The following is a 25,587-nucleotide window of genomic DNA, read 5'->3' as shown; positions in this document are numbered from 1 at the left end:
CATGGCGTGAGCCTCGCCCCGGCAAGGGACGGATCCCTGGACAAGAGGTATCGATGCGCCTGCCATTCGCCAGACACCCGGCTTCCCGGACGGTGCCCGGCTCCACGGAGCGAACCACGCTGGATCCGCGCGTGCACCTGGACCTGGCCCAGCTGACGGCGCTGGAACCCCAGGGCCGCCGCCTGCGACTGCTGCCGCGCCAGCCGGCTCGCAGCGTGCTCAATGGCCGCCATGGCTCGCACCTCCGGGGGCGCGGCCTGGACTTCCTTGAACTACGCGACTATCAGCCATCGGACGACGTGCGCAACATCGACTGGCGGGTCACCGCGCGCACCGGCACTCCCCATGTACGGGTGTTCACCGAAGAGCGCGATCGCCCCGCCCTGTTGGTGGTCGACCAGCGCATGTCGATGTTCTTCGGCAGCCGCCACGCCATGAAGTCGGTCACCGCCGCCGAAGCCGCCGCGCTGCTGGGCTTCGCTGTGCTGGAGCAGGGCGACCGGGTGGGCGGCATCGTGGTCAGCGACGAGGCCGTCGAAGAGTTCCGACCGCGTCGCTCCCGGGCCCAGCTGATGCGCTACCTGAGCGCCCTGGCCCAGGCCAACCAGGCCTTGCATCCACAGCGCAAGGCACCCGCGCCGACCTCGCTGGATCAGGTACTGACGTCGGTGGCACGCCTGGCCAGCCGTGACCACCTGATCATCCTGCTCAGCGATTTCGACGTTCCGGGCCCGCGCACCGAAGCACTGCTCGGCGCCATCCGCCGCCACAATGACCTGATGCTGGTGGCGGTCAGCGACCCCTTGTCCGAGCGCTTGCCTGACGACCTCGCCTGCGTGGCCACCGACGGTCAACGCCACGCCCGCTTTGATACCTCCGACGCCGATCAGCGCCGGGCGTTGGAAAGCGTGGCCAGGGAGCGCCGCCAGCAGCTTGAGCGCTGGTCACGACAGCTTGGCGTCGGCCTGGCGTCGCTGTCTGCGGGCTCCCCCACCCTGCCCCAGCTGCGTACCTTACTGGGGCTGCCGTCCGAGGGTGCTGCTGGTTCAGACGCTGGCGATGACCCGGCGACAGGGGGGCCGCGATGAGTACCGCTGCGAGCAACGACGATATCGTGATGTTGCCCGACCTGATCGATCAGCTGTCCGAGGCACCGGTTCCCCCTGCGATCCCCTGGATACCCCAGACCTGGGGCTGGTCGCTGCTGGCCGTCGTGATAGTGGCGCTATTGGCGCTATGGGGCATCCGTCGGTATCTGCGCTGGCGTGCCGATGCCTATCGCCGCGCCGCCCTGATCGAGCTCGACCAGCGCCTGGATGACGAAGGAGCGATCGCCCTGGCGGAGATCCTCAGGCGGACCGCCCTCTCTGCCTATCCGCGAGAGCGTGTCGCCGGCCTGACCGGCCAGCGCTGGTGGCGCTTTCTCGATGCAAGCCTGGGCGACAGACGCACCCCGCATTTCGACGGCCCGCTGGGCCAGGAGCTGTCCACGGCGCCCTACCGGGCCACCCCGACAGACGGCACCAATCCCCCATCGGCGGAACTCGTGGCACTGAGCCGACGCTGGATCCGCCACCACCGTCGCGATATTCCCCAGGAGTCGGCGTCATGATCGAACTGGCGACGCCCTGGGCGCTGGCCCTGCTGCCGCTGCCGTTACTGGCCTACTGGCTGCTGCCAGCCCACCGCCAACGGCTGGCAGCGCTGCGCCTGCCGTTCTTTCAGCGACTGGTGGAGGCCGCCGGTGTCTCGGTTCCGCGCGGCCGCCAGCGCTCGCCGCTGGCTCGGCTGACACAGCCGCTGGTGTGGGGACTGATCGTGCTGGCCCTGGCCCGTCCGGAGAAACTCAGCGAACCCATCGTCTGGCAGAGCGCCGCCCGCGACCTGATCCTGGCGGTGGACATCTCCGGCAGCATGGATGAGTCCGACCTGATCGATGCCGAGGGTGAGCCCCGCCAGCGCCTGGCGGCGGTCAAGGAGGTCATCGCCGACTTCGTCGCCGATCGCGAGGGCGAGCGTCTGGCGCTGATCGTGTTTGGCTCGCGGGCCTACGTCCAGGCGCCGCTGACCGAGGACCTCAAGACGCTGACCACGCTGCTCGACCAGACCGAGGTCGGCATGGCCGGCCCGCATACCGCGCTGGGTGACGCCATGGGTCTGGCCATCCGCCAGTTCGAGGCAAGCGACGTGGAACAGCGGCTGTTGATCCTGCTGTCCGACGGCGCCGACACCGGCAGCCGCATGAGCCCCATCAACGCCGCCTCCATCGCCGCCGAGCGCGACGTGCGGGTGATCACCATCGCCATGGGTGATCCTCAGGGCAGCGGCGAAAACCGCGTCGATAGCGAAACCCTCGAGGCCATCGCCGAGACCACCGACGGCGCCTTCTTCACCGCCACCGACCAGCAGGCACTTGCCGCCATCTACGCGCGGATCGATGAACTGGCACCGCGTGAGGTCGCCACCCACAGCTATCGCGAGCACCGCTCGCTGAGTCACTGGCCGCTCGCTCTGGCGGCGGCGCTGGTGCTGCTGACCCTGGCGCTCGATCGCCGGCAGTTGGTCCGCTCACGGACGGCTGGCGCTCCCGCTGGCGGGAAGGCAGATACCCGGACAGACGTCGCCGAACACCCTGATACCAGCCGCGGCGACAACACGCAGGAGGGCACGCCATGAGCGAATGGCTCGACGGTCTCTCCGCGCTGCACCTGCTGCGTCCACTGTGGTGCCTGCTGCTGCCGCTGGTGGTGGTGCTGTGGTGGTGGCGCCGCCGGACCCCCTCGGCGGACATCGGCGGTGACCATTTTGCCCCCCACCTGGCATCTGCCCTGCGTGCCGATGGGCACGACCGCCGCCGACTGCGGCCGCTGGACACCCTGGCGCTGCTCGCCATCCTGCTGATCCTGGGCGTTGCCGGTCCCGCCTGGACGCGCATGCCCAACCCGCTGATCGCCCAGAGCGCCCCGCTGGTGGTGGTGCTGGAGGTCAGCGCCAGCATGGACCAGAGCGACGTGCCACCAAGCCGCCTGGAGCGCGCCAAGCACAAGATCCAGACCCTGCTCGAACGTCGCGACGGCGCCCGTACCGCCTTGATCGCCTACGCCGGCAGTGCCCACCAGGTGGTGCCGCTGACCGACGACCCGGCGCTGGTCACGCCCTACCTCGAGGGGCTTTCCAGCGACGTCATGCCGGAAGACGGCGACGCCGCCGGGCAAGCGCTGGCGCTTGCCGCCAGCGTGCTCGACGGGGCTCGACGCGACAACGCAGGGCTTCCCGGCGCGGTACTGCTGGTGAGCGACGGCGTCACCGCGCAGGGTTCCGTCACGGCCGGTCTCGGCGAGGATGACACCCTGCTGGTGCTGGACGTGAACGCTCCCCGCAGCTCCGGGACAAGCACGGCGTCGGTGGCAGGCGCGACCCGCGTGGGGCTGAGCGTTGACGACGCCGACGTGGACGAGATCACCCGCCGTCTGGCCGCCACCTACCAGCAGGCGCTACGCGATGACGACCGCCTGGCCTGGGAGGATCGCGGCGTATGGCTGGCCTGGCCGGCGGCACTGCTCGCTCTACTGGGCTTTCGCCGCGGCTGGCAGCTCGGCCTGTCCGGCCTGGCGCTGCTGCCGGTGCTGTGGGCCGGGCCCGTCACGCCGGCCCTGGCCCAGGAGGCGTCCAGGGCCACCGAGACCCTCGACACCAGCCTGGCGGGAAGGCTGACCCAAGGCCTCGCAGACGCCTTTCTGACGCCGGACCAGCAGGGCCGATGGTGGGCCGAACACAACGACTACGGCCGTGCGGCCCGCCACTTCGAGGATCCGGCCTGGCTCGGCTATGCGCTCTACCGCGATGGCCAGTACCAGGCGGCGGTCGAGGTGCTCGAACGGCTCGACAGCGCCGATGCTGCCTTCACCCAGGGTCTGGCGCTGATCAAGAATCGTCAGTACCGCCCCGCCATCGACGCCTTCGAGACGGTGCTCGAGCGCGACCCCGACTATCCCGAAGGTCAACGCAACCTGGAACTGGCCAGGGAGATACTCGCCTACGTCGAGGACACCCGTGAGCAGTCCGATACCGGCGAGGAGCTCGGCATCGGCGCCGACGACGTGGTATTCGACAATGAAGAGGCCCGGGGTGAGGACACCGAACAGCCGGTGGAGAAACCTGGCCAGCAGATCACCGCCGAGCAGTGGATCGAGACCCTGGACACCGATACCAGCGACTTCCTACGCCAGCGCTTCGCCATCGAGGCGCAGGCTCCCGCTAGCTCCGTGAGTGGGACCGATAGTGATCGTGATAGCGACAACGACAGGGAGACGGCGCCATGAACCCACGTCGAGTCAGCCGCGCCTCGCGCCCTGGCAAGAGTGCGCCGAGTCTGGCGGGGCTCATGCTGCTGTCGTTGCTGCTGTCGTCGCTGGCGCTGATGTCGACACTTTGCTCGGCCGCAGCGACAGCGGCGAATACCAGCTCGTCCCCGGTCCGGCTCACGGTCGAGCTCGAGCCGCAGGAGCTGGCGCCCGGCGACAGCGCCGAGCTGCGTGTCCAGGTGCTGGTACCCACCTGGATGCCTGAGCCTGTCACCTTTCCGAGCCTGGACCAGCCGGGGCTCAGGGTGACCCTGGGCGATCGCGCCACCACCCCGACCAGCCAGCGCGTCGATGGAAAGACCTGGTCCGGTGTATCGCGCCGCTATCGCCTGACGCCACTGTCCGCCGGACGCTTCGAACTGGGCAGCGGCAGCCTCGAGGTCACCTACGCCTCTCCCGAGGACAACTCCCCGACCCAGCAACGCCTCACCCTGCCACCGGTGACCCTGACGGCCCAGCTGCCCGAGGCCGCCGAGGGACTCGAGCCCTATCTGTCGGCCCGCGACATCGAGCTGACCCAGACGCTCGAGATCGTGCGAGCGGGCAAGCACGGAGAGAACGGCAAGAACGGCAAGAACGGAGAGAATGGCAAGAACGGTGAGCAGGCGCAGGGCCAGAAAGGAGACGATGGTGATGCTGACGACACCGAAAACGCGGGCGACGACCGACAGTCACCGGAGCAAGACGGTGCCGACGGTGACAGCGGCCCCATCGAGCTCGAGGCCGGCGACAGCGTCACCCGCACGGTCACCGCGCGACTGAGCGGCGGCAGCGCTCTGCTGCTGCCCGACCTGCTGTCTGCACCGGCCAAGGAGGCAGGCGACGAGACAGCGATGGCCCCGCTCGGGGTCTATCCCGAGACACCACGCCTTGAAGAGTCCAGCGATGGCGGCACCCGTACCGACCGCGTGACCTATGTGGCAGAAACCGGTGGCAAGAGTTCTCTGCCCGGAGTCTCGCTGCGCTGGTACGATCCCGAGAGCGACAGCCTGGAGCAGGCAGAGCTTGCGCCACTCGAGGTCAGCGTCTCGGCACCCCGCGCCGCTCGCAGCGCAGAGGACTGGTCGCGCCTCGTTCTCGGCGTCTTGCCCTGGCTGCTGGGACTGGTGCTGCTGGTGTCGCTCACCGCCTGGCTGTGGCGGCGCCTTGCCATCGGTGCCAAGGTGCGTGCGCATTGGCAATATCACCAGCAACAACAGCGCCAGCGTCGCGAGGCCAGCGGCGTGGCCGGGCTTCATCGCCTGAAGCGATCCCTCGATGCCCGCGACCTGGTCGCGGTGCGCCGACACTGGGAGGCCCTGGAACCCCATCTGGACAGCAATAGCGAGGCGCGCGCCCGCTTTGCCAACCGACTCGACGCCCTGTGTCGCGCCCGCCTCGGTCCCGATCGCGAGATCGCCAAGCCAGCGGCAGGTTTTCGCGATACTGGTGGCGACGGCGGCAGCGATGGGGATGGCGGCGGCGAAGGCGATGGCATGGACAGTAAAGAATCCCTCTGGCAACGCCTGGCACAGGCCCTGCCAAGTGCACGAGAGCTTGCATCATCGCGCTCTGCAAACCGACAGCTTGCCCACGACCGCCTGACGGCGTTGAACCCGACTGCACAAGTGACCCGACGTAATGCGTGAACCTGGCCGTTTATCCTTTCTTCGATGCCTGCGTGCTCGACTTGCGACGCTCCTTCCGAGCGTCGAGTCCACAGGGCCCGCACCTGCGCTTTCGTCGACGCTGACACCAGCGCTTTCGATGGTATCGGCACCAGCGCTTGCCATGGCCCTGATGGCGGGGTTGCTGGCCGCACCGGAGAGCATTGCCCAGGCGCCTCAGGGAACGCCCCCGACGACGGCCACCGAAGCCAAGGGCTACGCCCCCGAAGGAAGCTGCGCCTCCTGTCACGAGGCCGAGACCCAGGCATGGCAGGATTCCGACCACGCCTGGGCGCTGCGCGACGCCACCCCCGACAATGTACTGGGCGACTTCGACGACGCCAGCTTCGAGGATGGCGAGGTCAAGGCACGCTTTCACCGCCGAGGCGATACCTTCCTGGCGACTCTGGAAGGCCCACAGGACCCCGCCGAGACCTTCGAGATCCGCCACACCTTCGGCGTACGCCCGCTGCAGCAGTATCTGGTAGAGCAGCCAGGGGGACGACTGCAGAGTTTGACCATCGCCTGGGACTCGCGCCCCGCCGACGAAGGTGGGCAGCGCTGGTTCTCGCTCTACCCGGGCCAGGCGTTTACCCCGGATGACCCCCTGCACTGGCGCGGGCGCTACCAGAACTGGAACGCCATGTGCGCCGACTGCCACTCGACCAACCTCGAGAAGCACTACGATCTTGAAAGCGACAGCTTCGCCACCACCTGGCACGAGCAGAGTGTCGGCTGCCAGAGTTGCCACGGCCCCGCCCAGGATCACCTGGACTGGGCGGCCCGGTGGCAGGCCGACGAAGTCGCTCCCGCGTCCTCTCCCGCCTCAGCCGGCGATATGGGCCTTGCCCTGGATCTCGCCGACATGGACGCCCCCGAGCTGGTCGAGCAGTGCGCTCGCTGCCACAGTCGCCGCCAGATGCTGGGCGCGGGCCCGGTGCATGGTGCTCCGCTGACCGATGCCGCCCTGCCGAGCCTGTTGGGCGAGGGCATGTACCACGCCGACGGCCAGATCCAGGGCGAGGTCTACGTCTATGGCTCGTTCACCCAGAGCCGCATGTACCAGCAGGGTGTCAGCTGCATGGACTGTCATGACCCGCATACCAGCGAGGTAAAGATCGAGGGCAACGGCCTGTGCCTGCAGTGCCACAACCCGGCGCCTCCGCCGCGCTTCCCGACCATGCAGCGCAACAACTACGACAGTCCCGAGCACCATCACCATACCCCCGGCAGCGAAGGCGCCCAGTGCGTGAGCTGCCATATGCCCGAGACCACCTACATGGTGGTGGACCCGCGTCGCGACCACAGCTTCCGGGTGCCCCGCCCGGATCTCGCCGAGGCCACCGGTAGCCCCGACGCCTGCACCGGCTGCCACCAGGACCTGTCGCCCGCCGACGCCGCGGCGCAGATTCGTGAGTGGTTCGGTGACGACAGCCGCAGCGCCAGTCGTTCCCACTACGGTGTGGCGCTTCAGTCGGCCCGCCTGGGCCGCCCTGAAGCGCCGGACTATCTGAAGGCGCTGATTGAGGATGACGATACTCCGGACATAGTGCGCGCCACCGCGGTGGACGCGCTCACCCCCTTTGCCGGCGACGCCCTGCCGACGCTTGAGCAGGCGCTGCAAGACGAGTCCCCACTGGTCCGTGCCGCCGCAGCGCCAGTATTCGCCCAGGCCCCCGAAGGCGCCAGGGTCGAGCTGCTGCTTCCATTGATCGATGACGAACGCCTGGCGGTACGCGACGAGGCGGTCAAGGCGCTGGCCGGCACCTCGTTGATGGTCATGCCACAAGAGCGTCGTGCAGCCTTTCTCGAGGCACGTCGCGACTACGAGCGGCGCCTGGAGCAGAACGCCGACCTGCCCGGCAACCGCCTCAACCTGGCGGTACTGCTGGCGCGTACCGGACGCGAGGACGAAGCCGAGCAACAGTATCGTGCGGCGCTGGCGATGGACCCCTACTTCCTGCCGGCCCGCGCCAACCTGGTCACCCAGCTCAGCGCCGAAGGCCGCCAACAGGACGCCCGAGCACTGCTGAAGGACGGCATCGCCCTCGATGGCATGCCCGCACCGGATCGAGGCCACCTGGCCTACCTGCTGGCACTGTCGCTGGCAGAGGATGGAGGGATGCAAGAAGAGGGTGGGATGGAAGAGGCCCTGTCCTGGCTCGAGAAGGCGGCCGAATGGCGCCCGGACCACGCCCGCACCCACTACAACCGCGGACTGATGCTGGACCGCCTGGGACGCAAGGACGAGGCCCTGGCGGCACTCGAACAGGGACGCCGGCAGGCACCCGGAGATCCCGACCTGCTCTACGCCCTGGTCTACGTCAACGCCACCAGCGGGCGCATCCCCCAGGCGCTGTCGGCCCTGGCCGAGTTGCGCCGACTACGCCCGGACGACCCACGACTGGGGCAGCTGGAGCGCCAGCTACGCGGCAATCAATAGCATCCCTGAAGATGCCCTGCCCCCTTCGGCCTGGATGAAAAAGTGCCTGGGCGTCATCGGACGTCGACCGACGTCGCCCAGGCGCTGATGCGACAGCCAAAGAGTCGTCGGGTGGTTGGCGGTGGGGTCGTTGGTTGGGTCGTCGGTGCGGCCGGCCTTACGCCTCGCTCTCGTCCACCACCAGGCGATTGCGCCCCTGGCGCTTGGCCGCGTAGCTGGCCGCATCGGCACGTTCGATGGGGGCGTGAATATCGGCATCGCCTTCACGAAACTCGGTGATGCCGAGGCTCGTGGTGACATGGTATTCACGCCCCTCGTGGACCACACAGGTGTCGTTGATCACCGCCAGGATGGCCTCGCCGATGCGTTGCGCCTGGGCCAGTGTGCAACTTGGCAGCAGCACCGCGAATTCATCGCCGCCCTGGCGTGCCACGTGATCGCTGCTGCGAACACAGCGGCCGACTTCCCGAGCGATGCGACGCAGCATCTCGTCACCGAGCGGATGGCCACCCTCATCGTTGATCGGCTTGAAGCGATCCAGGTCGAACAGCATCAGAACGGAGGGCTTGGCCAACTTGCGCCAGTCCGCCATGGCCTCCTCGAGGCGACGCTCGAAGCCTCGACGGTTCAAGAGGCCGGTAAGGGGATCGTGTTCGGCCTCCCACTGACGTATCGCCTCCTGCTGACGACGGGCGGTGATGTCCTTCACGGTACCGACGAAGCCGATCACCTCGGTATCGATGGCGACCTGGCTGGCGTGAACCTCCAGCCACAGAAGCTCGCCATCGGCCCGCCAGTAGCGGTATTGACGCAGAAAGTCCTTCCCTGAGGCCATGCTGTAGCGCCACAGCTCGATCGCCGCATCACGATCCTCGGCGTGGATCGCCTGGACCCAGCCGTAGCGGTCCTGCCCTTTCATGGTACGACCGGTCAACTGGGCCAGGGCGTCATTCATGTAGGTGATGCGCCCCTGGGTGTCGGTCACGAACATGCCCACCGGCGAGGACGCCAGCACGCTGTCGAGGAACGCCTGACGTCCGCGCAGATCATTCAGCGCCCGGTTTCGCTCGACCTCCACGGCATTGAATGCCTCGGCGACCTGGGTCAATTCCTTCATCTCGGTACCCAGCGAGACGCGCCCACGCAGCCCCTTGCCTACCTGGGCGATCTGCGACTGCAACTGGTAAAGCGGCCGCAGCAGCAGCCAAACCATCCAGCCAAGAAGCGGCAGCAGCAATAGCGCGATACCCACCCCGACCCAGCTGAGGCGTTTCAGCAAGCCCCACAAGGGCGCCAATACCTGGCCTTCCGGCAAGAACACGCCGACGATCCAGTCCGCCGGCCACACCTGCCGGTAGGCCTGAAAGGTCATTTCGCCATTTACCGTAGGTCCATAACGCTCGCCCTCCCAGCCATCGAGGGCCAGGTCCAGGGCCGGGTTGTGGGACAGGTCTCCCAGCGTCCCCATCACGCGCCGACGGTCAGGGTGGTAGAGCACCTGCCCTGAGGCGCTGAACACGGCTGCGTAGCCTTCGCCACCCAGCCGGACCCGGCTCAAGCGTCGGAAGATACCGCCCGAATGAACTTCGACTACGCCTCCCAGAGCCCCCATGAAACGACCGTCGTCGCCCTTCAGCGGCACCAGCATCAGCACCAGCGGAAGCCCGGTAATACGCCCATAGATGGGGTCACTGACGTAGGGCCGCCCGACCTCGCGCAAAAAACTGAAGTACTCACGATCGCTGATATCGAGCCCTTCGCGCCCCGGTGTCACCGGCCAATCGGTGACCACCTTGCCGTCGCCGTCGAACACCACCAGGCCGTCGAACAGTTCGAGCAGTACGCTGTTGTCCTTCAACACCCCACCGCCGGGGTCGAGCAACGCGCCACTCGGGTGCCTGGACGCCACCCGCTCAAGCATCGCCAGGCGTGTCTCGATCTCTTCGGTCACCTCATCGGCGATCAGATGCGTCTCGTAACGCAGGTGAGAAAAGTTCACCTCACGCACCAGGTCCTTGCCGGTGTACCAGCCCCACGCCAGCAGGATCGTCACCACGACAACCCAGGTCATCGCCAGGCCAGTCATCATTCTCAGTTGCAGCGAGAGCGAAGCGACAAATCTGCACAGCTTGGGCACGAAGGCTTTCCTTCAGGGTCGAACCGCCGGTGGCGGTGGTGCGAAATACGTTACATGCATCGTGAATAGCATAAATAGTAACGCTAAACATCCATTTCCTATAAACGAAATAGAAAGGTTCGATTGTTCTTCGTCGACAGCGGTCTATACCTTATATCGGACCAGACCAAGAGCAGGAGACGCCACATGACCCGCAAGACAATGACCACCAGCGCCGGTGCCCCCATCGGTGACAACCAGAACAGCCTGAGTGCGGGCCCCCGTGGACCTCTGCTGCTCGAGGACTACCAGCTTCTCGAGAAACTCGCTCACCAGAACCGCGAGCGCATCCCCGAGCGCACCGTCCACGCCAAGGGCTGGGGCGCCCACGGCACCCTGACCATCACCCAGGACATCACCCGCTACTCCAGGGCCAAGGTCTTCACCCCGGGTAGCCAGACGCCGATGCTGGCCCGCTTCTCCACCGTGGCCGGCGAACAGGGTGCGGCGGACGCCGAGCGTGACGTGCGCGGCTTCGCCCTGAAGTTCTACACCGAGGAAGGTAACTGGGATGTGGTCGGCAACAATACGCCGGTGTTCTTTATCCGTGATCCGTCCAAGTTCCCGGACTTCATCCATACCCAGAAGCGCCACCCGCGCACCAACATGCGCTCGGCCACCGCGGCCTGGGACTTCTGGTCGCTGTCGCCAGAGTCACTGCATCAGGTGACCATGCTGATGTCGGACCGTGGCCTGCCCACCGACGTTCGTCACATCAATGGCTACGGTTCCCACACCTACTCATTGATCAACGCCGACAACCAGCGCGTGTGGTGCAAGTTCCACTTCCGCACCGCCCAGGGTCACAAGCACTTTACCGATGCCGAGGCCGAACAGGTGGTGGGCAAGAGCCGCGAGACCACCCAGGAAGACCTCTACAACGCCCTGGAAAACGGCGACTACCCGCGCTGGAACTTCTTTATCCAGGTGATGACCGAGGAACAGGCCAGGCAGGCGCCGTTCAATCCCTTCGACCTGACCAAGGTGTGGCCCCATGGCGACTACCCGCTGATCGAGGTCGGCTACTTCGAGCTCAACCGCAACGCCGACAACTACTTTGCCGAGATCGAGCAGGCTGCCTTCTCACCGTCCAACAAGGTGCCGGGCATCGGCTTCTCGCCGGACAAGATGCTGCAGGCACGGGTGTTCTCTTACGCCGACGCCCACCGCTACCGCCTCGGCACCCACTACGAGGCGCTGCCGGTCAACCAGCCGAAGTGTCCGGTCCACCACTACCACAAGGACGGCCCGATGCGCTTCTTCGCCAACGGAGAGCAAAACGGCGACGCCTACTACGAGCCCAACTCCTTCGATGGACCGACCGAGGACCCGAGCGTAGTGGAACCGCCGCTGCCGCTGGAAGGCGACGCCTGGCGCTACGACCATCGCGAAGGCAACGACGATTATTCGCAGCCGCGCGCCCTGTTCGAATTGATGAGCCCGGAGCAGCGGGAGCGACTGTTCGGCAATATCGCCCGGCATATGCAGGGTGTCCCGGACTTTATCAAGGAGCGTCAGCTCGGCCACTTCGAGAAGTGCCACCCGGAGTATGCTGCCGGTGTCCGTGAGGCCATCGCAAGGGTCGGTGACTGACCCATCTTGCCACCAGGCGAGAAGTGCCACCCGCTGACCAATCCCGTCACAGCACGTCCCCATGCCCCCGCCTAAAGGCGGGGGTATTTTTTTGTGTCCACCGTGGTGGCATCGTTCGGCTTGTCGGGCGACCCCACCGGCCAGAGACCAACGTCTTGCACAAAAAACGGGCCCCGAAGGGCCCGTCCTGTTGTCACCACTCGCGACGATACGTCGCTCGCGATATCAGTTGTCGAGCACGACCTTGAGCTCGTAGTTGTTGGGGCCGTCCTGCGCGTTGCCGAACTTCTGACCGGTGACCCGAATGTGGTACATACCCGGATCCAGCTGGGTGGTCAGATCGACGTTGCCGTTGAAGCCCTGACCTTCACCCTCGGCGACGATACGCCCGGAGGCATCGGCCACCTCCATGGTCAGGCGATAGGTGTCTTCGTCGCCCGGCGGGAAGGTCGAGGTGGTGATACGCACGCTGCTCGGCTCGGCCACGTTGAAGCTCAGTACCTCACCACGAGCGCGAATCTTGACGTCGGTCTTGACGCTCTGCACCTGACGCTCATCCGGGTTATCGCTGCGCGCTGCACTACCGCTGACGCTGGCTGCCGCGCCAGCGCCGGCGGCTGCACCTGCTGTGGCACCGGCCGCCGAGGAGGAACCCGCCACCCCGGCCGTGGACGCCGTGGTGGCCGCCGAGGCACCTGCGCTTGAGGCCACTTCGCCTGCTGCCGCTGCGGAGGAGGCAGACGCAGAAGTCGCTGCTGCGCTGGAGGACTGGGCTGCGGCAGACTGAGTCGCGGCGGCCCCGGAGGCACCGGATTGACTACCCAGGGTAACCACGGCGTCACGACTGGTGACAAAGGCGCTCTGGCTCCCGTCACGATCCGAGCCCACGAACTGCAAGCCGGTGCCATCATCCACCTCGATACGATTACCACGATCATCGAGACCCACCACGGCGATGCTGTAGCCGTCGCCGGCGCGACCGCGTCGACCAAAGCGGGTGCCCTTGACCTGCAACTCGTACTTGCCGGGTGTCAGGCGACTCTCCAACTGGAGACCACCATCCTGGCCGTAGCCCTCGCCCCGAGCGATCACGTTGCCGGCATCGTCCATCAGCACCGCATCGATCTGGTAGCTGTCTTCATAGCCTGCGCTGACACGGCTCTCGAAACGATAGACCCCTTCTTCCTCTACCTCGAAGTCATGGGCATGGGGGGACCCGAACATGAAGCTCTGGCTGCGGGCGTCACTCTCCGGCTTGAAGAAGCCGGTCAGATCGAGCTGGCGGTTCTCCTCACGGAAGCGCTCGGTCATGGCACTGTCAGAAGCCTGTACGGTGGTACCTGCAAGGGCAACACCAAGCGCCAGCAGCGCCGCGGGTAGGGTGACGTCTTTCATGGATCCTCACATGCTTGCCGATTGAGAGCAGAAAAAAAGCCGATCCCGGAGGATCGGCTTTCGTTTATAGCGTTCCAACGCTAGGGGGTCAAACCTGTCGGATTAGAACAGGTAGGTCAGACCCACGGCGTAGCCGTCACCCTGGTCGTTGTCACGGTCACGCACGGCGCCTTCCACGTAGGTGTACATGGCGTCGGAGATGTTGTAGGTCACGCCGGCAACAAACTCGTTGTGGTTGTCGTCGTCGTTCTCGTCATCGTTGGCGCTGTCGAAGTCGCTGAAGCCGCTGCCACCGAAGTCGATGTACTGGTAGGAGCCGTAAACGTCACCCATACCGTCCAGGTAGCCGTAACGGGCACCGATGGCGTAGTAGTCAGCGTCTTTCAGCAGGTCGTTGTCGGACTCGAAGCGCTCGTACTTGACGGCAACGCGCAGGCTGTCCCACTGGTACTGCATGGTGACACCGTACTGGTCGCCCAGGTCGCTATCGATGTCCACCGTTTCTACACTGTTAGTGACGCTATCACCATCAACATCGGTAGCGATGTAGGTGAATGACTGATCTTCGATGTCGTAGATACCCAGATCGTCGTAGACACCGGCGATGGAGAAGCCGCCGTAGGTGTACTTCAGACCACCGAAGATAGAGGCCTCACCGGAATCGGTCAGGTTCTCGGACTCGCCGTCACCCTTGTACTGGGTACCCAGAGCGAACTGGAAGCCGCCCCAGACCGGAGAGGTATAGGTGATCTTGTCGCCTTCGGGATCACCGACGATAACGTCAGCGTCGCCAGCTTCGTCACCCGGAGCACCCTTGAAGGTGTTGGAGTCGGAAACGTCGAAGTATTCGTTGTTGGAGATCGGATCCTGGATCCAGTCGTCCAGCAGGGAATCGTAGGAACCAACGCGAGCGTCACCGAAGTTGCCCTTCAGGCCGATGTAGGCGGTGTCGCCTGCATCACGACCGGCGACCTTCATTTCGTCGGCCTTGAAGTCGTCGATTTCGATCTTGGCGTAGCCGATCAGACCGTTGTAGATGACGTGCTCGGCGGCGAAGCCGAAGGTAGAACCGTTGTCGGCGATCTCGTCACGAGTTTCGCCATCGTCATCCTTGACTCCGGCGTAGACCAGCTGGACGTTGCCGTAGATGTCGAGTTTGGTGCCGTCTTGGTTGTAGACGGTGGCGGCCTGGGCACTGACGGCGGTAAAGGCGGCAGCACCGGCGATGGCAGTCGCTAACAGTGTCTTTTTCATTGCTGAGTTCCTTTTGACTAGCTTGCTGTTTCGATCGTTGCTGCGCTTGGCAGCCTTGGCTTGCCGGTCGTTGCCGGCTCGTTTTTCTGGCCTTGTGGTTCCTGGCAGGGAACCGAGGCAGCGAGCCTGACAGCGGCGAAGCCTTGTTATAGTCCAATGCTCGCAAGGGCAACCATATACCGGGATTCTCAGGAGCGCAACAAGAAAAAAACACTGTTTTCGTTCCCGCCGCCCCTCGATTCGACACCGATCCCTGCGAAGGCGCCGCCAGCGCTGGAACCGGAAAAACGACTTAACGAACATTGTTCGCTAACCTCGAACCGATTCTGCACAAAGTGCTGCGCCGGGCATAGCGACTACATCATGCCCCGCTGATGTGACGCTTTCAAGTCAGCTGGGTTGAACACTGTCGACAGTCGTCAACGGCGGCGGCCGTCCATAAGGACCGCACAATTGAGGACCGCACATCAGGACCAGGCATAAAGCGCCCAGACAACGACCACACCCAAGGAGCGCGGTCAGTGACTACCATTGTGGCGGGCCATCAGGGCGTCGAGTTTGCGCTGTAGCCGCGACTCCTCGCTGTCGTGGCCATGAGACTGGTGCCTGGACTCGTTCTGCGGCTGGTGGAGATGCGGGGGGCGCCCCTGTGACATCGCCGTGCGGCTGCTCTGTTCACTCTCGACTTCCCGATGGGGCTGCGGGTCGGCCTTTGATGCCCCCTGGGGTTGATTGCCCTTGCCTGCGCCAGCGCGCCGCCGGCCCTGGCCGCTGCGCCGCTGCGACACCTTGCCGCGCCCTTGCTGCTCCGCCTGCAGGCGGTCCAGCTTGCGCTTGGCGTGTTCGGCGGCCTGGGCATCGACCGCTCCGACCAGCGCGCCCTGCAGATCGATACGCTCGGCGCCTTCCCTGACCGACTTGAGATACCGCGGCAGGTTGACGTAGCAGGCCAGGGCCCGCCGCACCAGCTTCTCGGGCCAGGGCTCGCTGGCCGCCAGGTCCTCGTGGATGCCCACCTTCAAGGGACGGGTGTGGCCCTTGAAGAAGGTCTTGTCATAGCGCTGGTACCACTCACCCAACAGCGCCTGGGGAGACGGCGCCTTGTCGATGGCCAGATCCCCCTGGCGGCCAGCCTCGTCGGAGGCCGTCGCTTCGGATGTATCACCCTGGAGGTCAGCGTCCCTGGAAGGCGCCCCTTGGCTTTGTTGGCTTGACTGCGACCGAGAGGCGTCGGATGACACCGTCGCGTCAGTGGACGGGGCCGGGGACGCTTCGCTGGCCGTTACAGCCGATGCGACCTCGCCGGCAGGCCCGTCCACTCGCCCAGCATCCAGGTCAGAGGCTTGCTCAGGAGACTGGACAGGGGCTTGCTCACCGCTGTGCTCGGCAGATGTCTTGTCGGCTTGCTCGGTTTGCTCAACGGCTGTATGAGCCGCTGTCTGGTCAGACGCCTGGTCGGCTGCTTGTTCAGTCGTCCGATCGTCTGTCTCGTCGGCTGACTGATCACCACTGGCATGACGCGGGCGATGCTGCATCAATGCAGCCAGGCCCTGGGCGCGTCGCTTGGGACGAACAAAGGCGGGGGACTGAGGCTCGGCTTCGGGATGTTCGACGCGCTCACGCAGCCTGGCGTTGTGGGCCTCGAGTTCACGATTCTGTTCGTCGAGTTCGCGATTTTCCTCGGTCAGTTCGCTGTTTTCTTCAAACAGCGCCTGGCGCTCGGCGCGCAGTGCCTCAAGCTCCGTCTCGAGCTGACCGCTGCGTTCGACGGCGCTGCCAAGTTGCGACTCGAGCTCACGCTGACGTTCTCGGGCGGCGGTCAATTCGGCGTTCAGCTCAGCGCTCAACCGCTCTCGTTCGGACGCCAGCCGTTCGCACTCCTCCATCAAGCGCTGGCGCTCGTCGGCCATACGCTGGTGCTCGCTGGACAGCTGACGCTCGCGCCGACGCCCTTCACGCAGTCCGTCCAATAGCGTCGCCGTGCGTTGCTCGAGCGCCTCCAACGGGTGTTCTGCGTGTGTCTCGATCACGTCGACTCCTCCAGGCTCAGCAAAATGCCGCGTTGCAGGGGTGACTCCGGTCACGCCCCGCTGTTGTCAGGGTTGTCGCCACAGTCTGTGCCAGGGCTTGCGATGTCGCAATTGTCGCCGCTCGGCGACGCTCATTGTGTCACCTGCAAGACGCCAATTTCGTCCCGTGGCGACTACCGCAAATCCGCAACCAGGCATTAGGCGCTTCAGCTCTCGGCTGAACGCTCGTAGCGAACGAAGCGGTAGGCGGGCTGGCCTTCGCTCGGCGAGCCGGCTTCGCTGGCGACTTCCTGCCAGTCGCCTTCAAGCGCCGGGAAGTGGGCGTCACCTTCGATATCGACATCCACCTCGGTGAGATAGAGCCGCGATGCGATCGGCATGGCCTGGGCGTAGATCTGAGCCCCGCCCATGACCATGATCTCTTCGGCGGCCTCGATGGTGGCCTGACTGTCGGCCAGTTCGATCGCGCTGGCCAGGTCGTGACAGACCCTGACGCCATCGTGATGAAAGGAGGTGTCACGGGTGACCACGATATTCAGCCGGTTAGGCAGCGGACGGCCGATGGACTCGAAGGTCTTGCGTCCCATCACCAGGGGCTTGGCCTGGGTCATGCGCTTGAAGAACTTGAGGTCCTCCGGCAGGTACCAGGGCAGCTGGTTGTCGACCCCGATGACCCGGTTACGCGACATGGCGGCGATCATCGCCACCGGCACGAAGGTGTCGAGCCTCGCCAGATCCTGGCCTTCGCTCGCATTGTCGGCGCTGCTCATACCGCTACCTCGGCCTTGATATGGGGATGGGGTTCATAGTCGTGGATGCTGATGTGCTCGAAACGGAAGTCGAACAGGTTATCCACCGACGGCTCCAGCTCCAGGCGAGGCGCCCGGGTGGGCGTTCGACTCAGCTGCAACTCGGCCTGTTCGAGATGGTTCAGATAAAGGTGGGCATCCCCCAGGGTGTGAACGAAATCACCGGGGGCAAGACCCGCCACCTGGGCGATCATCCGAGTGAGCAGCGCGTAGCTTGCGATATTGAAGGGAACGCCAAGGAAGATGTCGGCACTGCGCTGATAGAGCTGGCAGGACAGCTTGCCGTCGGCCACGTAAAACTGGAACAGGCAATGACAGGGAGGCAGTGCCATCTCGTCCACCAGCGCCGGGTTCCAGGCGGACACGATCAGCCGCCGTGAGCGCGGGTTGGTGGCAAGCTGGTCGAGCAGTGTCTCGATCTGATCGACGCTGCCACCGCGAGGATCCGGCCAGCTACGCCACTGATAGCCATAGACAGGGCCGAGGTCGCCGTTCTCGTCGGCCCACTCGTCCCAGATACGCACGCCGTTTTCCTTGAGGTAGGCGATATTGGTATCGCCCTTCAGAAACCACAGAAGCTCATGGATGATCGACCGCAGATGCAGCTTCTTGGTGGTCACCAACGGAAAGCCGCGGGACAGATCGAAGCGCATCTGATGACCAAAGATCGAGCGTGTGCCCACGCCGGTGCGGTCGTCACGCTCGACCCCTTCGTCCAGCACCTTGCGCATCAAATCCAGATACGGCTGCTCCAGGGCGGGGAGGTCGGTGGCTTCGGCAGCGCTATCAACAGGCATCGGGATTCACTCGCTTGGTCGTGACGGATTCGGGACGGTTTCTCGAAACCAGAAAAACCGGCAATTGTACTGCTCGGCATGCTTCGATACCAGACGCGGCCAGCTTGGCGCGGCCAGCTTGGCGCGGCCACCGGGGCCCTGTCGGCGTGACGCAGCCTCTCGGGCATGACCAACCGGGCCGGGCCAAGGCGGCCGCATCATGCATCGGCGGATCGTCAGCGCCTAGTCGGCCGCAGGCGCGGTACGGACATCCATCGGCTGGCGGCGAGACCAGGCCACCAACAGCACGCCGAACAGGATCATCGGCAGGCTAAGCAGCATGCCCATGGTGACCCAGCCAAGGGCAATGAAGCCAAGCTGCGGGTCCGGCTGACGCACGAACTCCACGGCGAAGCGACTCAAGCCGTAGATCAACAGGAACAGACCAGAGACCAGGCCGCGACGTCGCGGTGTGCTCGACACCCACCACAGCACCACGAACAGTACCAGGCCTTCGAGCAGCGCCTCGTACAGCGAGGAAGGATGGCGCGGCTCGGGGCCGTAGCCAGGGAACGGCATGCCCCAGGGAAGGTCAGTGACGCGGCCCGGCAGTTCGTGATTGATGAAGTTACCGATGCGCCCGGCCCCCAGGCCGATCGGCACCAGCGGCGCGACGAAGTCGGTCAGGGTGAAGAACGCCAGGTTCTTGCGCCGGGCGAACAGCAAGGCCGCCAGCAACACCCCGAGCAGGCCGCCATGGAAGCTCATGCCGCCGTCCCACACCTTGACGATCCACAGCGGGTCCGCGAGCCACTGATCCAGCCCGTAGAACAGCGCGTAGCCAAGGCGTCCACCGAGCACCACGCCGAGGGCGGCGTAGAACAGCAGGTCGCCCACGTCGTCCCGGGTCAGGCCGATGCGGTGGGCGCGTCGACAGCCCAACCACCAGGCAGCGACAAAGCCCACCACGTACATCAGTCCATACCAGTGGACCTGGAGCGGACCCAGCGAGATGGCAACGGGATCGATCTGGGGATAAGACAGCATAGTCGGTAGATTTCCTGAAAGTGACCGAGGTGACCAGAGAGTAACGTAGCGCTATACAAGCGGATGACCGCCAGAAAAACGCCACAGCGGCAATAGGACAGCAAGCGGCGGCGACGGTTCGCTACAGCAGGAAGCCGAGCCCCACCACCGTCAGCAACAGCGCGAACGACAGCTTGAGCACCCGAGCGGGCAACCGATGCGCCAGTCGCACACCAAGCCGCGCACAGGGAACGCTGGTCAGGGCAATCCCCAAAAGCGCCGGCAGCATGACAAAACCGAAGGCGCCATCGGGCAGTCGCGGATCACCAAGGCCAACGGCGATGAAGGTCACCGCGCCGACCAGGGCGATGGGCATTCCGCAGGCCGCCGAGGTACCGACCGCCTGGGTCATGCTGGCACCGCAGCGAATCAGCCAGGGAACGCTCAGTGTCCCCCCACCGATACCGAAGAGGGCAGAGACACCTCCGATGACACCGCCGGCGACGACCATGCTGCCACGCCCGGGGGCCTGACGCCCCGCCTTGGGCGAGCGCCCCAGCACCAGCTTGGCGGCGACCAGCAGCAGAAAGACGCCGAACAGCGTGCCGAGCAGGCCGCCCGACAGGGCGCCGGCAACGAACACCCCAAGCACGGCGCCCATCACCAGCCCCGGCAGCAGCGCTACCAGCCAGTCACGCCGAATGCTGCCCCGGCGAAAGTGGCCCCAGGCGGACGAGGCGCCGGTGATCACGATGGTCGCAAGCGAGGTCCCCACCGCCAGGTGCATGGCCACCTCGCCGGACACCTGTTGCAGCGCGAATACCGTCATCAGGCTGGGCACGATGATCAGCCCGCCACCCACGCCGTAGAGACCGGCCAGGAAGCCCGCCGCGGTGCCGAGCGCCAGATAGGAGACCAGGGACGCCAGCATCAGACCGACCTCGTCGGCAGCGGCAACCAGTGATCGAGCAGTTCGAGCAGCGCCTGGGGACGATAGGGCTTGGCCAGCCAGGCGTCCATGCCGGCCTGCTGAAAGCGCGCCTGGTCCTGGTCGCTGGCATTGGCGGTCAGGGCGATCACCACCGCACGCGGGCGGCCCGAATCCGCCGCCTCCATCGCGCGCAGACGACGGCAGGTCTCGACGCCGTCGATATCCGGCAGCACGATATCCATCAGCACCAGATCGACGGCAACCGCCGCCAGCCGCTCCAGCGCTTCCTCTCCGCGGGTCGCGGTCACCACCTCGACGCCTCGGCGCTCGAGAACCTCCCGCGCCAGCATCAGGTTGACCGGACCGTCGTCGACGATCAGCACCCTGGGTGTCGCTTCGTCGGCCGATGACTCGGAAGGCTCTGCCACAGGCGCCGTGTCGGTGCCGTCCTCGAGGTTGTCGAGCAACAGGCGAATATCGCTCAGTCGGCGTAACGCCTCGGGCTCGGCGCCGTCGCCGGCCCGGTTGATCAGCTGATCGAGCTCGGCGATCAAGGGTGCCAATGCCTTGCCGACGTGGCTCAGGTAGCTCGACTTCAGACGCGACTCTTCTCTGGCGCGGGACAGCGCGGCGGCCAGGCGCCGGCTTTCGTGCTCCCAGTCGCTGGGCTCGCCCAGCGAATCCGGCGTGTTCTCTGCTCGGCTATCTGCTCGGCTATCTGCTCGGCTATCTACTCCGATATCTGCTCTGACTTCCCCCTGGCTTTCGAGCCAAACCGCATCACCGCTCTCGACGTCAGGCGGACTGCCGCGCCGTCTTTGGCCTGCCTTCGGTCGAGCGTCGATGGCCTCGAGCAGCCACCTGACTCGCTCCATCAGCGAGTCTTCCGGCGAGGGGGCTTCGTGCCGCCCATCGAGTTGTGGCGACAACTGGCTCTCGACCCGTTCGAGCAGGCTGTCGAAGTCACGCTGAGCGCGGGATAGGCGATGCTTGAGCAGCACCAGGAAGACGAGGATGTTGAGCGTGGTGCCCACCAGCAGACCCATGACGATCCACAGGGTGGTGCTCCAGCCGGCGGCGGCGGGCATCAGCCAGTGCAGCGAGGCGCCCAGCACCAGACACAGCGCCAGCAGCACCCCCTGGGCGGCTACCACCGGCCACAGGATGGGAATCACCAGCCTGCGCCAAAAGCGATCCCTGCTATCGTCGCCTTCCATCTTCCATCCTGTTGAATGAAGAAGCCAAGAGTGTACGTTGCCGGCCGCAGCCTGTCATGGTGGCACAGTTGCAGGCTCTCCCCGGATTCCCCTGGGCAGAAAATCCGGCTACGCTGCGCCCATGTGCCTGATTGCCTTTCACTTCGCCCCGGACAGTGCGCGGCCGATCACCTTGATCGCCAACCGCGACGAGGTCCACGCGCGCCCCACCGCGCCCCTGGCCGCCTGGCCGGACGCCCCGGGACTGGTCGCCGGTCGCGACCTCGAGGCCGGCGGGACCTGGCTCGGCATCCATCGTCGCGGCCGCTTCGCCGCCATCACCAATGTTCGCGACCCGGAACTGATACCACCGCAACCGAGCGAAAGCCGCGGCCTGCTGGTGCGCCGTGGCCTCGAAACCGATGACCTCGAGGCCTGGCTCGAATGCCAGAGTGCGGGCGAGGCATTGCGCTACGGTGGCTTCAATCTGCTGATCGGCGACGGCAAGCGGCTTTGGCACCTCGAGCGGCATCGCCACGGCTGCGCACTGCAGGCGGTCGAGGCCGGAGTGCACGGCCTGTCCAACGCCTCTCTGGATACCCCTTGGCCCAAGCTGGTCCAGGTGCGCAACGCCCTGGCCGAAGACATCGCCGAGGCCAGACACGCCTCCCTGGCAAACGCCCGCCAGGGCTTCCTCGACCGCCACCCGGCGCCGGACGCTAGCCTGCCGGACACCGGCGTGGGGCTGGAGCTCGAACGCTTCCTGTCACCGGCCTTTATCGTCGGCGACGACTACGGCACCCGTGCCACCAGCGAGTTGACGCTGCACCGCGACGTGAACGGCGAGCGTTTCGACATCTCGGAACGGCGCTTTGGCCCGGGCGGGCGGCCTCAGGGCGAGACCCGGCTGGCGCTGACCATCGACCGAGACGGCTGAAGCGTCGCTGGCCACGCTGCGAGATGCCAAGGCGCGCGGCCATCCTTGACGGCCGCTGCCTCGCTCAATCCCTGGGCGGCAGCAGATGGGCCAGCTGCCAGGCCTGCATGCGGCTCGCCAGGTGGGCGCGCACCTCGGCTGGCGTTTCCAGCGCAAGGGTCTGCTCCACCAGCTCGGCTGCCGCCTCTCGCGATACCCGACGAATGGCCGCCCGCACGCGGGGCAGGTTGGGGCCATTCATCGACAGCACCCGGAAGCCCATGCCCATCAGCAGCAGCGCACCAGCCGGGTCGCCGGCGAGTTCGCCGCACACCGAGGTCGGCACATTCAGCTCGCTGCTCTCGGCGGCCAGGCGATGCAGCGCCGACAGCACCGCAGGGTGACAGGAATCGTAGAGGTCAGCGACCCGCGGGTTGTTGCGATCCACCGCCAGCAGGTACTGGGTCAGGTCGTTGCTGCCCACGGAGAAAAAGTCGACCCGCGCCGCCAGTGCCCTGAGCTGGTAAAGCGTCGCCGGCACCTCGAGCATCACCCCGAGGCGCGGCCGGCGCACTTCCACCCCCTCTTCGCCCAGCTCGATGATCGCCCGCTCGATCAGCTTCAGGGTGTCATCGACTTCATCGACATTGGTCACCATGGGCAGCAGCAGCTCGAGGTTGTCGAGCCCCTGGGAGGCCCGGAGCATGGCGCGCAGCTGTACCATCAGCACTTCGGGGTGATCCAGGGTGACGCGAATACCGCGCCAGCCGAGGAAGGGGTTGGCCTCTTCGATGGGGAAGTACGGCAGGTCCTTGTCGCCACCGATATCCAGGGTCCGCATCACCACCGGAAGCGGGGCAAAGCTCTCGAGCTGCTCCCTGTACAGCCGGGTCTGCTCCTGCTCGCCGGGGAAACGTTCGGTGATCATGAACGGCACTTCGGTGCGATACAGCCCTACCCCGCCGATACGCGTCTTGAGCGATGCGACCGTATCGACGGTCAGTCCGGTATTGACCATCAGCGTCATGGCGTGACCGTCCGGGGTCACGCTGGGCAGGTCCTGCTCGTGTTCGAGCAGCGCCGCCAGGGCCTTCTCCTCGTCGATCTGGCTCTGGTAATGGGCCACCAGCTCCGGGCCAGGACGCACGAACACGCGCCCTCGGTGACCATCCAGCACCAGCGGGGCGCCGTCGAGTCGCGGCAATGGCAGGTCGATCATCCCCGACACCAGCGGAATCCCCATGGCACGGGCGATGATGGCCACATGGGAGTTGCTCGACCCTCGTACCGAGATCAGTCCGCCAAGTCGGTCCCGGGGCACCTCGCCAAGCAGCGCGACGCTGATCTCGTCACCGATCAGGATGGCCCCCTGGGGGTAGTGTTCGGGCAACCGCGGCGACTCTTCCTGCAGATGGGCCAGCACTCGGCGTCCGAGATCGCGCACGTCGGCGGCACGCTCTCTCAGGTAATCGTCGTCCACACGCTCAAGATACTGCACATGGCGGCGCACCACGTCGGCCAGGGCGCCGGGCGCCCACTGGCCCTCGCGGATACGCTTTTCGACTTCCTGGGACAGCGCCGCCTCGCCGAGCATCTGCTGATAGACGTCGAACAGCGCCAGTTCCTGGGCCGAGATACGATTGGCCAGCCGCTCGCCGGCGGCACGAATCTCTTCGCGCACCCGAGCGATGGCGTCCTTGAGCCGTGCGATCTCGAACTCGACGTCGGTGGGCACCAGATCCGGCACGCTGTCGAGATCGGCCGGCGGTGACAGCACCACCGCCTCGCCGATGGCCATGCCGGGTGAGGCGGCGACCCCGATGAAGGTCGCCTGGACGCCGGGAAAGGCCGGGCAGGTCAACCCACCAGTGGCCAGCGCATGGGCCAGCACGCCGGCAAGCTGGGCGCCCATGGTGACCAGGAAGGCCTCGTCGGATTCATCGTAACGACGACGCTCTGCCTGTTGCACCACCAGTACACCGAGCATGCGGCGCTGATGGATGATGGGCACACCGAGAAAGCTCGAGTAGCGCTCTTCACCGGTGGCCTCGAAGTAACGGAAACTGGGGTGAGCCTGGGCGTCCTCCAGGTTGAGCGGTTCCTCGCGGCGGGCCACGGTGCCGACCAGCCCCTCCCCTACCGGCAGCGCCACCTGGCCCACCGCCTGGGTTCTCAGGCCGATGGTCTCCATCAGCACCAGCGCATCGCGTTCGCCGTCGAACAGGTAGAACGAACAGACATCGGTCTGCATCGCCTTGCGTGTCCGGCGCACCAGGGTCGCCAGCGCCGCGTCCAGGCTGCGCGCGCTGTTGACCTCCTGAATGATTCGTTGCAGGACCTTGAGCATGGAAAGGTCTCACCCCTGTTCTTGTACTGGTCCGGCCATGGGGCGACCGAACGATAAGTGGGAGGCAGCAACGCCACCGGCCTCTCGCCGACGTGGCTGATGTGCTGCCGCGGGCGCTGGATTCATCCCTTCTCCAGCGCCAGGCTCTGGGCGCGAGGCAATAGCTCACGTAGTGCTCGGCGGTAGACCTCCCTCTTGAACGGTACCACCTGCCCCAGCGGATACCAGTAACTGACCCAACGCCAGCCATCGAACTCGGGCTTGGGGGTGCCATCCACACAGATGCGGCTTTCCTGGCAGCGGATCCGCAGCAGGAACCACTTCTGTTTCTGTCCTATGCACACTGGGCGCGAATGTGTGCGAACCATGCGTCGCGGCAGGCGGTAGCGTAGCCACCCCCTGGTGCAGGCCAGTACCTCCACATCCTCGGCGGTCAGGCCGATTTCTTCGTGGAGCTCTCTGAACAAAGCCTGCTGGGGCGTCTCATCTGACTTGATGCCTCCCTGGGGAAATTGCCACGCGTTCTGCCCTACCCGACGCGCCCATAGCAGCTGCCCCTGGTCGTTGACGATGATGATGCCAACGTTGGGGCGAAAGCCGTCTGCGTCGATCACGGGCTTCACCTTTCCAATCGGTATTGACTGCATTCTTCCACAATGGCTCGAAGCGCATCAATACGACATCT

At 65.7% G+C, this 25,587-nt stretch carries 19 protein-coding genes; 8 read left to right on the top strand and 11 right to left on the bottom strand.

What is annotated here, in order from left to right:
* Nucleotides 1–53 precede the first annotated feature (53 nt).
* The 6 genes from C6W88_RS03080 to C6W88_RS03055 all read left to right on the top strand — a co-directional run bounded on the left by C6W88_RS03080 (nt 54) and on the right by C6W88_RS03055 (nt 8,453).
* The gene (locus C6W88_RS03080) at nt 54–1,088 is read left to right on the top strand and encodes a DUF58 domain-containing protein (protein WP_108131417.1); all 1,035 of its coding nucleotides are present in this window, start codon (nt 54–56) and stop codon (nt 1,086–1,088) included.
* Nucleotides 1,085–1,612: a DUF4381 domain-containing protein gene (locus tag C6W88_RS03075; protein ID WP_108131416.1), complete on the top strand. Its 528-nt coding sequence runs from the start codon at nt 1,085–1,087 to the stop codon at nt 1,610–1,612. The genes C6W88_RS03080 and C6W88_RS03075 overlap by 4 nt, the downstream gene beginning before the upstream one ends.
* A complete protein-coding gene (locus tag C6W88_RS03070) occupies nt 1,609–2,676 on the top strand; it encodes a VWA domain-containing protein (protein ID WP_108131415.1) in 1,068 nt (355 codons plus the stop codon). Before C6W88_RS03075 ends, C6W88_RS03070 begins: the two co-directional genes overlap by 4 nt.
* On the top strand, nt 2,673–4,322 hold the full coding sequence (locus C6W88_RS03065; RefSeq protein ID WP_108131414.1) for a VWA domain-containing protein: 1,650 nt from the start codon (nt 2,673–2,675) through the stop codon (nt 4,320–4,322). The genes C6W88_RS03070 and C6W88_RS03065 overlap by 4 nt, the downstream gene beginning before the upstream one ends.
* Nucleotides 4,319–5,992, top strand: a complete 1,674-nt coding sequence (locus tag C6W88_RS03060) for a BatD family protein (RefSeq protein WP_108131413.1) — start codon at nt 4,319–4,321, stop codon at nt 5,990–5,992. Before C6W88_RS03065 ends, C6W88_RS03060 begins: the two co-directional genes overlap by 4 nt.
* A 118-nt stretch (nt 5,993–6,110) precedes the next feature.
* Nucleotides 6,111–8,453, top strand: a complete 2,343-nt coding sequence (locus C6W88_RS03055) for a tetratricopeptide repeat protein (protein ID WP_197037051.1) — start codon at nt 6,111–6,113, stop codon at nt 8,451–8,453.
* A 157-nt stretch (nt 8,454–8,610) separates the two neighbouring features.
* On the opposite strand, the gene C6W88_RS03050 is transcribed toward C6W88_RS03055, so the two are convergent.
* On the bottom strand, nt 8,611–10,590 hold the full coding sequence (locus tag C6W88_RS03050) for a sensor domain-containing diguanylate cyclase (protein ID WP_308812403.1): 1,980 nt from the start codon (nt 10,588–10,590) through the stop codon (nt 8,611–8,613).
* Between the two features lie 186 nt (nt 10,591–10,776).
* On the opposite strand from C6W88_RS03050, the gene C6W88_RS03045 reads away from it, so the two are divergent.
* Nucleotides 10,777–12,222, top strand: a complete 1,446-nt coding sequence (locus C6W88_RS03045; RefSeq protein WP_108131411.1) for a catalase — start codon at nt 10,777–10,779, stop codon at nt 12,220–12,222.
* A 225-nt stretch (nt 12,223–12,447) separates the two neighbouring features.
* On the opposite strand, the gene C6W88_RS21575 is transcribed toward C6W88_RS03045, so the two are convergent.
* The 8 genes from C6W88_RS21575 to C6W88_RS03005 form a co-directional block, all read right to left on the bottom strand.
* A complete protein-coding gene (locus C6W88_RS21575) occupies nt 12,448–13,617 on the bottom strand; it encodes a hypothetical protein (protein WP_108131410.1) in 1,170 nt (389 codons plus the stop codon).
* Nucleotides 13,618–13,719: 102 nt separating this feature from the next.
* The gene (locus C6W88_RS03035; protein WP_108131409.1) at nt 13,720–14,871 is read right to left on the bottom strand and encodes a porin; all 1,152 of its coding nucleotides are present in this window, start codon (nt 14,869–14,871) and stop codon (nt 13,720–13,722) included.
* Nucleotides 14,872–15,389: 518 nt separating this feature from the next.
* Nucleotides 15,390–16,901 carry a ProQ/FINO family protein gene (locus C6W88_RS03030; RefSeq protein WP_231498464.1) on the bottom strand — a complete coding sequence of 504 codons (1,512 nt, stop codon included), beginning with the start codon at nt 16,899–16,901 and terminating at the stop codon, nt 15,390–15,392.
* 206 nt (nt 16,902–17,107) lie between these two features.
* On the bottom strand, nt 17,108–17,671 hold the full coding sequence (locus tag C6W88_RS03025) for a dihydrofolate reductase (protein ID WP_108131408.1): 564 nt from the start codon (nt 17,669–17,671) through the stop codon (nt 17,108–17,110).
* Complete coding sequence (locus tag C6W88_RS03020; protein WP_108131407.1) at nt 17,668–18,507, bottom strand: thymidylate synthase; 840 nt, start codon at nt 18,505–18,507, stop codon at nt 17,668–17,670. Before C6W88_RS03020 ends, C6W88_RS03025 begins: the two co-directional genes overlap by 4 nt.
* Nucleotides 18,508–18,729: 222 nt before the next feature.
* Nucleotides 18,730–19,533, bottom strand: a complete 804-nt coding sequence (lgt, locus tag C6W88_RS03015) for a prolipoprotein diacylglyceryl transferase (protein WP_108131406.1) — start codon at nt 19,531–19,533, stop codon at nt 18,730–18,732.
* A gap of 121 nt (nt 19,534–19,654) precedes the next feature.
* Nucleotides 19,655–20,443: a sulfite exporter TauE/SafE family protein gene (locus C6W88_RS03010; protein ID WP_108131405.1), complete on the bottom strand. Its 789-nt coding sequence runs from the start codon at nt 20,441–20,443 to the stop codon at nt 19,655–19,657.
* A complete protein-coding gene (locus C6W88_RS03005) occupies nt 20,443–21,660 on the bottom strand; it encodes a response regulator (protein WP_108131404.1) in 1,218 nt (405 codons plus the stop codon). The genes C6W88_RS03010 and C6W88_RS03005 overlap by 1 nt, the downstream gene beginning before the upstream one ends.
* 121 nt (nt 21,661–21,781) lie before the next feature.
* Between C6W88_RS03005 and C6W88_RS03000 the strand changes: the two genes are divergently transcribed.
* Nucleotides 21,782–22,576 carry an NRDE family protein gene (locus C6W88_RS03000; RefSeq protein ID WP_108131403.1) on the top strand — a complete coding sequence of 265 codons (795 nt, stop codon included), beginning with the start codon at nt 21,782–21,784 and terminating at the stop codon, nt 22,574–22,576.
* A 64-nt stretch (nt 22,577–22,640) separates the two neighbouring features.
* Here the strand turns inward: C6W88_RS03000 and ptsP are convergent, their stop codons facing one another.
* Nucleotides 22,641–24,902: a phosphoenolpyruvate--protein phosphotransferase gene (ptsP, locus tag C6W88_RS02995; RefSeq protein WP_108131402.1), complete on the bottom strand. Its 2,262-nt coding sequence runs from the start codon at nt 24,900–24,902 to the stop codon at nt 22,641–22,643.
* A gap of 122 nt (nt 24,903–25,024) precedes the next feature.
* On the bottom strand, nt 25,025–25,516 hold the full coding sequence (locus C6W88_RS02990; protein ID WP_045994143.1) for an RNA pyrophosphohydrolase: 492 nt from the start codon (nt 25,514–25,516) through the stop codon (nt 25,025–25,027).
* Between the last annotated feature and the right edge of the window lie 71 nt (nt 25,517–25,587).

It is taken from the genome of Halomonas litopenaei (assembly GCF_003045775.1).
In the GTDB taxonomy this organism is placed as follows: domain Bacteria; phylum Pseudomonadota; class Gammaproteobacteria; order Pseudomonadales; family Halomonadaceae; genus Halomonas; species Halomonas litopenaei.
The sequence above is the reverse complement of the archived record's forward strand: the minus strand, read 5'-3'. Positions and strand labels throughout refer to the sequence as shown.